Consider the following 12,599-nt stretch of genomic DNA (forward strand, 5'->3'; position numbering starts at 1 on the left):
TCGGGTCCTTTCGGGAGTGACGTCGAACCTGATACCGGTATCACGCGGGGATCACGCTGGCACAGCGCAACCTTCTCCGTCAACTGTTCAGCAGGTCAGAGGTGGCGAGCCGAGAAGGAAGATCTTTTCAACTTCCCTCTGGTACCGGTATCAGATCGGCTGTACAGTCGGCCCTCACCACGCGGATCCGAGGTGCCGAGGCACTCCGAGAGAAAGGAAGCCCATGCGTCCTCGCCCATTGACGACGCTGGCCGTACTGGCCGGGTCGCTCGCCCTCACCGGCTGCTCAGGCGGTACGGCGCCGGCTCCGGCCGCCGACGTCGCGGCGAAACCGGATTTCTCCGGCACGCTCAGCGTCCTCACCAAGTTCGCGGGCGATCCGCTGAGCCCGTACTTCGAGAAGCTCGCCGCCGCCTACCAGAAGCGGCACCCTGGCGTGAAGGTCGAGCTCATCCAGGAGACCGACCAGAGCATCAAGGACAAGACCAAGACCCTGACCGCCTCCGACGCGCTGCCCGACGTCTACTTCACCTGGACGGGCAACTGGGCGGAGAACTTCGTCCGCGGCGGCAGGGCGGCCGACCTGACGAAGGTGATCGGCCCCGGCACCGAGTGGGGTCGCACCTTCGGCGAGTCCTCACTGTCCGCCTTCGCCTTCGACGGCAAGTACTACGGCATCCCGCTCTACAACAACGGCAAGTTCATGGGCTACAACAAGGCCGCCTTCGCCAAGGCGGGCGTCAAGGTGCCCACCACGTTCGAGGAGCTCGTCGGCAGCTGCCGGGCGCTGCGCAAGGCGGGCTACGAGCCGATCGCGTTCGGCAACAAGGACGGCTGGCCCGCACTGCACTACCTGCAGCAGCTGTTCGCCTACGACGTGCCAGGCGAGACCCGCGAGGCAGACGTCCGCCCCGCCACGGCCAAGCTCGACCACCCCGGCTACCTCGCCGCGCTCAAGCAGTTCAAGACCCTCGTCACCGACTGCACCGACACCGGCAGCGGCACCAACGGCGTCCTGTACACCTCGGCGCAGGAGGCGTTCGCCAACGGCAAGGCCGCCATGTACTACCAGGAGATCCTGGAGTTCGACAGCACGACCGCCGGCCGGGGACTCACCCCCGAGGACTTCGGCATCTTCCCGCTGCCGGTTCCCTCGGGCGCCGCGGGCGACCCCAAGGTCATCGAGGGCGCGCCGGAGGGCTACCTGATCAACGCCAGGTCGCCGCGCGCCGCGCTCGCCGTCGACTTCATGAAGTTCGTGACCGAGGTCGAGAACGCCAAGGTCCTCTCCTCTCCCCCGTACGGCCAGCCCAGCACCGTCGTCGGCGCCGTCACGCCCGAGACGTCCAGCAAGGCGGTGTTCGAGGGCATCGAGCTGGTCAACGCCGCGCCGCGGCTGGCCAGCTGGCTCGACATGGTCACCGTCCCCGAGGTCGCCGACGCCTGGCTGGCCGGCGGCGAGGCCCTCATCAGCGGCGGCCAGACCCCCGAGCAGGTGCTCGAGAGCGTGCGCCAGGCCTCCCGGACGGCCCGGTAGCCGTGCGCGCCGTCACTCGCCGGGCGGCCGGGCTCGCGTGGGTCGCCCCTGCCCTTGTGCTGGTCGGGGTGTTCGTCTACCTGCCGCTCGCGCAGAACATCGGGTTCAGCACCCTCAAGTGGGACATCTACAGCGGCGGCCAGGAGTACGTCGGCCTGGACAACTACCGCAGACTGCTCGACGACCCCGTCTTCTGGTCGTCGTTCGGCAACAACCTGCTGTACGCGGTGATCTCGATCGTGTTCCAGGTCTTCGGCGCGCTCGTGCTGGCCGCGCTCATCGAGAGCATCCGCAGCGAGAGGTGGCGGCGCGGCCTGCGGGCGATCTACTTCATCCCCTCGGCGATCTCGCTGACCGTCGCGGGCCTGCTGTTCTACTTCATCTACGAGCCGAGCCTGGGCCCGCTCAACCACGCGCTGGAGGCGGTGGGCCTGGGCCAGTTCGACCACTCGTGGCTCGGCCAGGAGAGCACGGCGATGCCGGCGGTCATCGCGATGAGCCAGTGGCAGGGCTTCGGCTACTCCACGCTGCTGTTCGCCGTCGCCATCCAGCGCATCCCGGCCGAGCTGTACGGCGCCGCGGCCATCGACGGCACCGGACCGGTCCGCCGCTTCACGCACGTGACCGTGCCCCTGGTGCGCGAGATGACCGGGCTCATGACGATGGTGACCATCTCCGGGGCGTTCCAGGTGTTCAACGAGGTCATGGTCATGACCAGCGGCGGCCCGAACAACTCGACCCAGGTCATGGGCACGTGGCTCTACCGCAGCGGCTTCGTGCGCAACAACTTCGGCTACGCCGCCGCCATCGCCACGCTGATCTTCGTCATCACGCTCGGCATCGCCATGGCGCAGCTGTGGTTCACGCGCAAGAGAAGGGTGGACTGGTGAGGCGACTGAGCTTTCTCGGCCTGGTCGCGCGGGTGTTCATGTGGGCCTTCCTGCTCGCCCTCGCGGTCGTCGTGGTCTATCCCCTGCTGTGGATGGTCCTCAACGGGTTCAAGTCGAACGCCGAGCTGTTCGGCGACCCGTTCGCGCTGCCCGTCGACTGGAGCTTCGCCAACTACCGGAAGGCGTGGAACAGGGGGGTCGACGACTACCTGACCACCAGCGTGCTGGTCACCGTCACCTCGACGATCGCCACCGTCTTCGTCAGCGCGTGGGCCGCCTACGGGCTGACCCGCGTCAGCATCCCGTTCCCCAAGGCGGTCACCGCGGTCATCCTCGGCGGGCTCATGCTGGCTCCCACCGTGGCGCTGGTGCCGCTGGTGAAGATGTTCCAGGCGATGGGGCTCTACAACAGCTTCTGGGCGCTGCTCATCCTGTACACCGCCTTCCGCGTGCCGTTCACGACCTTCCTCATCCGCGCCTACATGATCGACCTCCCGCGCGAGGTGGACGAGGCCGCGGAGATGGACGGCGCGGGCCGCTGGACCGCCTTCTGGCGCGTCATCCTCCCCATGAGCAAGCCGATCATCACCTCGACGGTCATGCTGCACGTCCTGTTCGCGTGGAACGAGTACCTCTTCGCGATGGTCTTCACCAGCGGCAGCGGCGTGCAGACCCTGCCGGTCGGGCTGACCAGCCTGATGAGCAAGCACGGCACCGACTACCCGGTGGTGTTCGCGGGGATGGTGATCGCGGCGCTTCCCGTGGTGCTGCTGTTCTTCCTCGGCCAGCGCTACATCGTCAAAGGCCTCGCCGACGGCATCGGAAAGTGAGCGGCCGCGGGCCGCCGAGCTGTGTGGTGGAACGCTGCCTGTCCGCGGTACGGCAGGCCCTCGCCTGACCGGATGGGGAGCGCCGCCCGCCGGCGAGGGGGCTGCCCAGGCGGGCGATTGGACAGGTCAGCGAGATGCGCTTGATGCTGGGCGCATGGAACAGCGGACATTCGGCAGGACAGGCCGGCGCGTCTCGGTCGTCGGCCTGGGCACGTGGCAGCTCGGCGCCGACTGGGGCGAGGTGGCCGAGAAGGACGCGCTGGCCGTTCTCGACGCGGCCGTCGAGGCGGGCGTGACCTTCTTCGACACCGCCGACGTGTACGGCGACGGCCGCAGCGAGCAGCTGATCGGCGCCTACCTGCGCGAGCGTCCCGACGCGGACGTCATGGTGGCGACCAAGATGGGCCGGAGGGTCGCGCTGGACCCCGCCCTCTACACGCTCGACAACTTCCGCGCCTGGACGGACCGGTCCCGCGCGAACCTGGGCGTCGACCGGCTGGACCTGGTGCAGCTGCACTGCCCGCCGACCTCCGTCTACTCCTCGCAGGCCGTCTTCGACGCTCTCGACACGCTAGTCGAGGAGGGCGCGATCGACGCCTACGGGGTGAGCGTGGAGACCTGCGACGAGGCGCTGACCGCGATCGAGCGGCCCGGCACCGCCAGCGTGCAGATCATCTTCAACGCCTTCAGGATGAAGCCGCTGGAGCGCGTGCTGCCCGCGGCGGCGGACAAGGGAGTGGGGATCATCGCCAGGGTCCCGCTGGCCTCGGGGCTGCTGTCGGGCAGGTACACCAAGGACACGGTCTTCCCCGCGGACGACCACCGGTCCTACAACCGGCACGGCGAGCGCTTCGACCAGGGCGAGACGTTCTCCGGCGTCGACTTCGCCTCCGGGGTGGAGGCGGCGGTGGAGTTCGCGGCGCTGGCTCCCGAGGGGGTCTCGCCCGCGCAGGCGGCGCTGCGCTGGGTCATCCAGCAGCCGGGCGTGACGGCGGTCATCCCCGGCGCCCGGGCGCCCGAGCAGGCGCGGGCCAACGCGGAGGCCGCCGCGCTGCCGGCGCTGCCCGAGGCGACGCTGCGGGCCGTACGGGACCTGTATGACCGGAAGATCCGCGCCCAGGTGCACCACCGCTGGTGACCTCCCGTCACGGGGGCGTCAGGAGGTCACCGGCGCCCGCCGTCAGGCGGCGACCACCGCGCGCGAGCGGTCCATGGCCAGGTGGATGGCCATGCCGCCGAGGACGGTGCCCATGAAGTAGCGCTGGACGCGCACCCACAGCGGGCGACTGGCCAGGAACGCGGCCAGCGTGCCGGCGGAGATCGCGATCAGGCCGTTGACGATGGTGCCGATGGCGACCTGGACCGAGCCCAGCGCGAGGCTCTGGAGCAGGATGTGCCCGGCCTGGGGGTCGACGAACTGCGGCAGCAGCGACAGGTAGAGAATCGCGATCTTCGGGTTGAGCAGGCAGGTGACCAGCCCCATGGAGAAGAGCCTGCGCGGCGAGACGGGCTCGAGTTCCCTCGGCTCGAACACCGAGCCGCCGCCGGGCTTGAGCGCCTTCCACGCCAGCCATCCGAGGTAGGCCGCGCCGGCCAGCTTCAGCGCCGTGTACGCCGCGGGCACCAGCGCGAAGATCGCGGTGAGGCCGAGGCACGTGGCGGTCAGGTAGAGCGTGAAGCCGAGCATCACGCCCATCAACGAGATGAGGCCCGCCCGCCTGCCTTGGGTGATCGAGCGAGAGATCAGATAGATCATGTTCGGTCCCGGGGTGAGGACCATGCCGAGCGACACCAATGCAATCCCGATAAGTCCACCCATCATGTGCCCCATTTTGCACAATTACGGAGCGTATTTGACCAATGACCCGGGAAGGGCATCGACATGCAGTTCGAGGACGATGCCGAGCTTGACCCCTCCCAGGTCGAGGACGTCAGAGCCGCCGGGCCCGGACCAGGGCCGGGCCGGGGACCGAGCGGCGGCATGCTGCCCGGCGGCTGCGCCGTCCCGGTCGGCGGCAAGGGCGCCGGCTGCCTGCTCCTACTGGTCGGCATCGCCGCGCTGTTCCTGTTCCAGATCGTGCCGACGAACATCTCCATCGACGAGCCCGCCCGCCAACCCCAGCAGTCGCTGCCCGCGCCACAGGGGTCGCCGAGCGGCAACCTGGCCGCCCGCTGCCGTACCGGCGCGGACGCCGACCAGTCGGAGGACTGCCGCATCGTCGGCACCGTCAACAGCATCCAGGCCTACTGGCGGCAGGCGTTCGCCGAGCGCGACCGCACCTACACCCCGGCCAAGACCGTGCTGTTCTCCCGGGCCGTCAACACCGCCTGCGGCCCGGCCGACGCCTCGGTCGGCCCGTTCTACTGCCCCGCCGACCAGAAGGTGTACCTCGACCTGACGTTCTTCGACACCCTCCAGCGCGACTTCGGCGCGAAGGGCGGCCCCTTCGCCCAGGCGTACGTGATCGCCCACGAGTACGGTCACCACATCCAGAACCTGGTCGGCACCATGGACAGGGTCGGCCACGGCCGGCGGGGCGCCACCAGCGGCGCCGTCCGCCTCGAACTGCAGGCCGACTGCTACGCGGGCGTGTGGGCCCACAACGCGGTGCGCACCGGCTTCTACACCCAGCCGTTCACGCAGGCCGACATCGACGAGGCCCTCAGCGCCGCCTCGGCCGTCGGCGACGACAGCATCCAGCGCCGGACCACGGGCATGGTCGTGCCCGACGCCTTCACCCACGGCACCTCCGCGCAGCGCGAGAAGTGGTTCAGCACCGGCTACGAGAGCGGCGACCCCGGCCGCTGCGACACCTTCACCGGCGGCATCTGAGCCCGGCGGCATCTGACCCCGGTGGCATCTGATCCCGGTGGCATCTGACCCCGGTGGCATCTGAGCCCGGCGGCATCTGATCGGGGCCGGTCGGCCCGGGTGTCGGACTGATCACCCCGGCCCCGGGCAGATGCGAGGGCATGGATTTCCGAGACCAGGCCGACCTCGACGCCTCACAGGTCGAGGAGCGCACCGGCGGCGGCCGTTTCCCCGGCGGCGGGCTCGCCGTGGGCGGCATCACCGGCATCATCGCGCTGATCGCGGCCCTCGTCTTCGGGGTGAACCCCGGGGACATCATGGGCCGCGAACCTGAAGGGTTACCGCCCACCGCCAACCTGTCCGCGCAGTGCAGGAAAGGCTCGGACGCCGACCAGTCGGACAAGTGCCGCGTCGTCGGCGTCGTCAACAGCATCCAGGAGTACTGGAGCGGACTCGGCGGCTACCGGCCCGCCAAGACGGTCCTGTTCTCCCAGGCGACGAACACCGGCTGCGGAGCGGCCGACTCCTCCGTCGGGCCGTTCTACTGCCCGCGCGACGAGCAGGTCTACCTCGACCTGAGCTTCTTCGACGTCCTGCAGTCCAGGTTCGGCGCCGAAGGCGGGCCTTTCGCGCAGGCCTACGTGATCGCCCACGAGTACGGTCACCACGTGCAGAACCTGACCGGCCAGATGGACCGCGTCGGCCAGGACCGGCAGGGCCCCGACAGCGGATCGGTGAAGCTCGAACTGCAGGCCGACTGCTACGCCGGCGTCTGGGCCAAGCACGCCGTGGACACCGGGTTCTACGAGAAGCCGTTCACCCGCTCCGACATCCAGCAGGCGCTCGACGCGGCGGCGGCGGTCGGCGACGACCGGATCCAGGAGCGCACCCAGGGCAGGGTCGACCCCGAGGCGTTCACGCACGGCACGGCGCAGCAGCGCGTCAGGTGGTTCACCACCGGATACGAGACGGGCTCCCCGGAGCAGTGCGACACCTTCCAGAGGGGCGTCTGACCGTTCCAAAGGGCGTCCGACCTGCGAAGAAGGCGAAAAGGTGGAATCTCTTCTAAAATCGATGGGGTGATCTTTAAGTTGGTCGGCGACGGTCGCCCATATCCAGAACACGGTCTGAGCAATCGCGAATGGGCGCAGATCCCGCCGCGGCAGGTCCGACTCGACTCGCTGGTCACCACCAAGGCGATGCTCGACCTGCACTCGCTGCTGGCCGCCGACTCGACGTTCTACGGCGACCTGTTCCCCCACGTGGTGCAGTGGCAGGGCGAGCTCTACCTGGAGGACGGCCTGCACCGCGCCCTGCGGGCCGCGCTCCACCAGCGCTCGATCCTCCACGCCCGGGTCCTGGAACTGCCCTCGTGACCCACGACGAGGACGACGCGAAGGGCCGTTGATCGCTGACGATCGACGGCCCTTTCCACGATCCGCCACGACCGTGACGATTCCCATGGCCCGCGAGCGGCAACGTTCCAGGTGACGGTTTCCCTGGTCATGGGGGTTCGCCATGGGTCACCCACCGCCTCAGCCCGGCACGCCACCGCCGTACGTCCGCATGGTCGTGCCCGTCCATCCGCGGCACGTCAGGTCGGTCACCAAGCGGCGCGGCCTGAGCCCGGCAACCCACCTGGCGAACTTCGCGCTGACGGTGGCCACGTGCGGCCTGTGGGGGCTGTTCGTGTGGCTGCCCTGGTGGGCCTTCCGCATGCTCGTGCGGCGGAAATCGACCACGCACTACTACTACTCGTGGCAACCGAAAAGGGCCGCCCGTCGGCGACCCTTCCCAGAAGCGGTGGTGGTGGGATTCGAACCAGAACCGCACGCCTTCTTGGCCTTCGGCGACGCGGATCGTAGCCGGCGGAGCCCGGGATGAGGCCACATGGTTCCGGACGAACTCGAACGGTCTCGGCCGAGCCGTTCCCCCGAATCGCGGGAAGCTTGGACCACACTGGCCGTGACGCCGGGCACGCCGCGGCGATGCTGGTGTCCGGGCGAGTGGGATGAGCAGGCGACGGCCGACTCGATCGAGGCGCGAGCGGAGCGGCTGCGGCTGTTTGAGGTCCCTCGCGGGCTGCCGTGACGGGGCACCGTGCCACCCACCTCGGACGCCGAGAAGCAACAGCGGACCGCGGCCCGCGCCTGAGACAGAGAACGCCCCGCCCATCGGGGCGAGGCGTTGGTTTTGCCATGTGCTGGCTATCGGGTGCGGTACTCCACCCAGGCACAGCCAGCGGAGACGGCGCGGCTACGGAACTCGCGACCCTCCTCGACGTACATGGCCTTGTAGAGACGGAACAGCGTCCACAAGGCGGCGAGCCCGGTCACCGCACGCTCTGGCGCCGACGCCCACGCAGGCGCCAGGAGCTCCTCGGCCTGGGCGGGCGTGTGCCCGGCCTCGACCAGGCGCGGCGCGAGCATGACCGCGTCCACCCAAGCGGCGCCGCCGGCAGCGAACCCCCAGTCGATGACCCGCGCGCCCTCGGCGGTGACCATGAGGTTGCCGGCGTGCAGGTCGTAGTGCAGGAGCGCGCCACCGGCCAGGGCAGCGACGTCGAACCCCTCGATGGCGGCGGTGTACATCGCCTGGTCGGGCACCTCGTGAGAGGGCTTGGCCATCAGGTGCCTGCCTTTGGCCAGGAGGAACTCGACGTTGTCGGCGACGAGGGGCGCCCCCTGCTCGGGTGCCTTGAGGGTGGCGAGCTTGCCGAGGGCTGCGAGGACCGCGGGCACGTCGGCCGAGCCGGGGGACAGGTCGGCGCGGCGGCCGGCGAGGTGCTCGAACAGCATCGCGATCCAGCCGTTGTCGTCGCCGCTCCACGTCATCCGCGGGGCCGGCGCGCCGGCGGGCAGGATCGTCCCGGCCCAGCGCTCCCGCTCGTACAGGTGGGCGGCCGGGCTGCCGAGCGGGACGGCCTTGAGAAACGCCTTGCCGCCGTCCTCCGTGTACAGGGTCGCGGCGATCCCCGGCATGAGGCCCTGATGCGCCGCCTCCGACTTCAGCACGAGACCGACGACGTCCTGGACTTCGGTGCGCACCGTCGCGGGCAGTTGCTCCCACTGGGGCCTATCCATGTCAGACCTCCGTCTTCGGGTGTCGACCCAGCCGGCGTAGCACTGGCTGCACTCGCTGACGGGGATCCGCGGTTCGGCGTCGCCCTCGAGACCGGCCGCGCGGATGGCTTCGACGGTAGCGCCGATGTCTGCAGTGGGCGGGCGTGCTGGGCTACGGCGCGGACGCTCCAGCAGTACGCGATCGAATATCTCGTATGGCCAACCCAAAGGGAGACACGGGCGCCCGTCGAGCAGGATGTGCTCGACCTCACGGACATCCGGCCCGAGCAGGCGCACCATGCGGCGAGCATGCCGAATCGACGATCACGCCTCTGATGGAGCGCCCCAGTGGCCGCAGCGCGCCTGGGGTGGCGCCTGCCACATCGCGGGCGGAGCACGAGCAGTTGCAGGAGCATGAGCAGCGGCGTGCCGAGCAGCCAGATCGCCAGCCGTTCACCCACAGGCGCGGACGGGTGGCGCAGCACGTCGCGGATGCCGACCGCGTACGACAGGCCGAGCCAGCTCCCCGTGCGCCGTAGGCGAGGCCCTCCCATACGAGCCCCTGGCCGGACGAGGAACGCCCACAGCATCGCTACCGGTGCGAGGACCGACATCACCGTGGCGTACACCCGCCACGGCATCGGCAGGCGGCGCAGGTGGGCGACCTCCCATAGCGCATACAGCGTGTAGGAGTGGTACCAGCGGACGTGCGCGGGGTGCGGGTGCGGGGTGCGGTGCGGGCGCGGAACAGCTCGGTCAGCAGTTCCGGTAGCTCACGCGCGATGCGGACGTACTGGACCGCCAGCCGCCAGGTGACGGCGTCGCTGACCTTGGCCCGGAGTTCGGGCAGCGGTCGGACGGGCCCGTCGTGGGGCATGTCGTAGGTGGCGATCGCGGCGGACAGGCCAAGGAGCGCCTGCTGGATGCGCGAGCCGGCCTGTGCCCGGTCGGCCAGGAGGGTGGACTGGTCGATGCTGAGGGCGGCTGTGATCGCTTCAAGTACGCCGTCGCCAGGGCCGTGCGCGTCGCCCGTTCCCCAACGGTGACCGAATGATCTTGAGATGCGAAGAGCCTCTGAACTGTGTTACCAGGTCAGAGGCTCTTTGTCGTGGCGGTGGTGGTGGGATTTGAACCCACGGATGAGTTGCCCCATCACACGCTTTCGAGGCGTGCGCCCTCGGCCACTAGGCGACACCACCGCGCATGAGCTTACCGGATCCTGCGAGTGCCGAAGAACTCCTTGAGTGTCGCGGAGCACTCGTCCTCCAGCACACCCATGATGACCTCGGGCCGGTGGTTGAGCCGGCGATCGCGCACCACGTCCCACAGCGACCCGACGGCCCCGGCCTTGGCGTCGACCGCGCCGTACACGATCCTGTCGACCCTGGCCAGCACCGCCGCGCCCGCGCACATCGTGCAGGGCTCCAGCGTGACCACGAGCGTGCACCCGGCCAGCCGCCAGGTGCCGAGGGACGCGGCGGCGGCCCGCAGGGCCAGCACCTCGGCGTGCGCGGTCGGGTCGGCGCCCGCCTCGCGGTCGTTGCCGGCCCGCGCCAGCACCGCGCCCGACGCGTCGAGGACCACCGCCCCGACGGGCACCTCACCTCTGGCCGCGGCCGCCGACGCCTCGTCGAGCGCCAGCCGCATGGCCGTGTCCCATGGGGTCACCGCAGCCTGTCGAGCTCGTCGGCGAAGGCCAGCCGCTCGGCGATGACCGACAGGATGTCGGCGGGCAGCACGCCCTCCTCCATGCTCAGCTCGAGCAGCTCTTCCTTGCTCACCCCGAAGTCGCTCAGCAGCTCGAAGTCGCCCGCCGGCCGTACGCCGAGGTCGGCGCTGTCCTTGTCGGGCGCGACGCCGGCGAACTCGGCGAACAGCTCGCCGAGCGCGTCGGACAGGCCGGCCTGGGCGTCGGAGAGGAAGACCCGCGGCTCCTCCTCACCCCGGTAGCGGGCGATGGCGAACCACTCGTCCTCCACCTCGACGCACAGCAGCGCCAGCTCGTCGCCGCTCAACCCCAGACTCTCCTGGACGGCGTCGCCGAGGTCGTCGACGATCTCCGCCTCGCTCAGATCGACTTCGGCCCCGCTCCACCCGTCGGGTGTCCTGACGAACGCGGCCGAGAAGATGGCGTTGGAGGGCATGCCACTGCTCCCGAGATTCAGCCGAAGACCGAGTCGATGGCTCGCTCGAACGGCTCGGAGAAGCCGAGCCGCGCGGCGATGCTGGACAGCACGTCCTCGGGGTGAAGGTCGATGTCACCGGAGAGGATGCCCAGCTCCATCTCGTCCAACCCGAGGTCCACGAAGATCGACAGATCGCCGGCGGGCAGCACGGTGTCCTCGTCCTGGAGGATGTCGTCGAGCTCGTCCTCGTCGGGGACGGGCACGTCGAGGTATTCGAGCACCTGCTGGGCCAGCGGGTAGTCCCACGAGGCGGCGATGTCGGACAGGAAGACGTCGACTCTGTCGCCGAGCACCCGCAGCGCCACGAAGAACTCGTCGCCCACGGCCACCAGGCCGATCGTGCCGCTCTCGCTCGGCTGCTGCTTCAACGCGTGGATGAGCCCGTGGAGATCGGAGGTGAGAGCGACAGGGAGCAACTCCGCGTCCCAGCACTCGTCCTCGCGATAGATCACGATGGCGAAGTCGAGCGCATCTTCGTCTGTCATCGTCGTGCTCCCCACCCGGCCTGCCAACGCGGCCTCTACGAGCTCCAATGGTTCCAGAAGCGTCCACTGAGCGTAGGGCCGTCCGGCCAAATTGTGATCAAATCCAAGTACGCGACGTGCCGGTACCTTCCACACAAGATAGCGTTGTCCGTTATGGAGACCCTCGTCGTCGATCACCCCCTCGTCGCGCACAAGCTGACCACGCTGCGAGATGTCCGTACCGATTCGCCCACTTTCCGGCGGCTCGCGGACGAGTTGGTGACTCTCCTGGCCTACGAGGCCACGCGCGACGTCCGGGTCACGGACGTGACCGTCCAGACGCCGGTGTCTCCCGCCCACGGGATTCGGCTGGCCAAGCCGTACCCGCTGGTCGTGCCCATCCTGCGGGCCGGGCTCGGCATGCTCGACGGCATGACCAGGCTGCTGCCCACCGCGGAGGTCGGTTTCCTCGGCATGATCCGCAACGAGTCGACCCTGCAGGCGGAGACGTACGCCACCCGCCTGCCGGACGACCTGTCGGGCCGCCAGTGCTTCGTCGTCGACCCGATGCTGGCCACGGGCGGCACTCTGGCGGCGGCGATCCAGTTCCTCTTCGACCGTGGTGCCGTCGACGTCACCGCGCTGTGCCTGCTGGCCGCCCCCGAGGGGCTGGCCTACATGGACAAGGTCTTCGCCGACTCCGGCCGGCCGATCAGGGTCGTGACCGCGGCGCTCGACGAGCGGCTGAACGAGCAGGGCTACATCGTGCCGGGCCTCGGCGACGCCGGCGACCGCCTCTACGGCGTGGTCTGATCGGC

The 12,599-nt window shown here is 69.5% G+C and carries 13 protein-coding genes and 1 tRNA gene; 8 read left to right on the forward strand and 6 right to left on the reverse strand.

Going from position 1 to position 12,599, the window contains the following annotated elements:
• The first annotated feature begins 223 nt into the window (after positions 1–223).
• From ACWEVS_RS05845 to ACWEVS_RS05860, 4 genes are all read left to right on the forward strand, one after another.
• Positions 224–1,537, forward strand: a complete 1,314-nt coding sequence (locus tag ACWEVS_RS05845; RefSeq protein WP_452550153.1) for an ABC transporter substrate-binding protein — start codon at positions 224–226, stop codon at positions 1,535–1,537.
• A 2-nt stretch (positions 1,538–1,539) separates the two neighbouring features.
• Positions 1,540–2,427 carry a carbohydrate ABC transporter permease gene (locus tag ACWEVS_RS05850; RefSeq protein WP_449915932.1) on the forward strand — a complete coding sequence of 296 codons (888 nt, stop codon included), beginning with the start codon at positions 1,540–1,542 and terminating at the stop codon, positions 2,425–2,427.
• Positions 2,424–3,257 carry a carbohydrate ABC transporter permease gene (locus tag ACWEVS_RS05855; protein WP_449915935.1) on the forward strand — a complete coding sequence of 278 codons (834 nt, stop codon included), beginning with the start codon at positions 2,424–2,426 and terminating at the stop codon, positions 3,255–3,257. The genes ACWEVS_RS05850 and ACWEVS_RS05855 overlap by 4 nt, the downstream gene beginning before the upstream one ends.
• A gap of 154 nt (positions 3,258–3,411) precedes the next feature.
• Positions 3,412–4,395 carry an aldo/keto reductase gene (locus ACWEVS_RS05860; RefSeq protein WP_452550155.1) on the forward strand — a complete coding sequence of 328 codons (984 nt, stop codon included), beginning with the start codon at positions 3,412–3,414 and terminating at the stop codon, positions 4,393–4,395.
• A 42-nt stretch (positions 4,396–4,437) separates the two neighbouring features.
• Here ACWEVS_RS05860 and ACWEVS_RS05865 read toward each other — a convergent pair whose 3' ends face one another.
• On the reverse strand, positions 4,438–5,079 hold the full coding sequence (locus ACWEVS_RS05865; RefSeq protein WP_449915938.1) for a LysE family translocator: 642 nt from the start codon (positions 5,077–5,079) through the stop codon (positions 4,438–4,440).
• Between the two features lie 60 nt (positions 5,080–5,139).
• Between ACWEVS_RS05865 and ypfJ (ACWEVS_RS05870) the strand changes: the two genes are divergently transcribed.
• From ypfJ (ACWEVS_RS05870) to ACWEVS_RS05880, 3 genes are all read left to right on the forward strand, one after another.
• Positions 5,140–6,090, forward strand: a complete 951-nt coding sequence (ypfJ, locus tag ACWEVS_RS05870; RefSeq protein WP_449915940.1) for a KPN_02809 family neutral zinc metallopeptidase — start codon at positions 5,140–5,142, stop codon at positions 6,088–6,090.
• A 140-nt stretch (positions 6,091–6,230) separates the two neighbouring features.
• On the forward strand, positions 6,231–7,082 hold the full coding sequence (ypfJ, locus tag ACWEVS_RS05875; RefSeq protein WP_452550158.1) for a KPN_02809 family neutral zinc metallopeptidase: 852 nt from the start codon (positions 6,231–6,233) through the stop codon (positions 7,080–7,082).
• Between the two features lie 66 nt (positions 7,083–7,148).
• Positions 7,149–7,445 carry a type II toxin-antitoxin system VapB family antitoxin gene (locus tag ACWEVS_RS05880; RefSeq protein WP_354919110.1) on the forward strand — a complete coding sequence of 99 codons (297 nt, stop codon included), beginning with the start codon at positions 7,149–7,151 and terminating at the stop codon, positions 7,443–7,445.
• 831 nt (positions 7,446–8,276) lie between these two features.
• On the opposite strand, the gene ACWEVS_RS05885 is transcribed toward ACWEVS_RS05880, so the two are convergent.
• From ACWEVS_RS05885 to ACWEVS_RS05905, 5 genes are all read right to left on the reverse strand, one after another.
• Positions 8,277–9,152, reverse strand: coding sequence for a phosphotransferase family protein (locus tag ACWEVS_RS05885; RefSeq protein ID WP_452550160.1), 876 nt, complete (start codon positions 9,150–9,152; stop codon positions 8,277–8,279).
• A 1,088-nt stretch (positions 9,153–10,240) separates the two neighbouring features.
• Positions 10,241–10,330, reverse strand: a tRNA-Ser gene (locus ACWEVS_RS05890).
• A 10-nt stretch (positions 10,331–10,340) separates the two neighbouring features.
• Positions 10,341–10,778 (reverse strand): tRNA adenosine(34) deaminase TadA, encoded by a 438-nt coding sequence (tadA, locus tag ACWEVS_RS05895; protein ID WP_354919300.1) that lies wholly within the window; start codon positions 10,776–10,778, stop codon positions 10,341–10,343.
• Between the two features lie 17 nt (positions 10,779–10,795).
• Positions 10,796–11,275 carry a tRNA adenosine deaminase-associated protein gene (locus tag ACWEVS_RS05900; RefSeq protein ID WP_452550161.1) on the reverse strand — a complete coding sequence of 160 codons (480 nt, stop codon included), beginning with the start codon at positions 11,273–11,275 and terminating at the stop codon, positions 10,796–10,798.
• A 17-nt stretch (positions 11,276–11,292) separates the two neighbouring features.
• Positions 11,293–11,802 (reverse strand): tRNA adenosine deaminase-associated protein, encoded by a 510-nt coding sequence (locus ACWEVS_RS05905; protein ID WP_354919128.1) that lies wholly within the window; start codon positions 11,800–11,802, stop codon positions 11,293–11,295.
• A 153-nt stretch (positions 11,803–11,955) separates the two neighbouring features.
• Here ACWEVS_RS05905 and upp point away from each other — a divergent pair, with 153 nt between their 5' ends.
• Positions 11,956–12,594: a uracil phosphoribosyltransferase gene (gene upp / locus ACWEVS_RS05910; RefSeq protein WP_354919131.1), complete on the forward strand. Its 639-nt coding sequence runs from the start codon at positions 11,956–11,958 to the stop codon at positions 12,592–12,594.
• The last annotated feature ends 5 nt before the right edge of the window (positions 12,595–12,599 follow it).

Source organism: Nonomuraea sp. NPDC003754 (assembly GCF_053605785.1).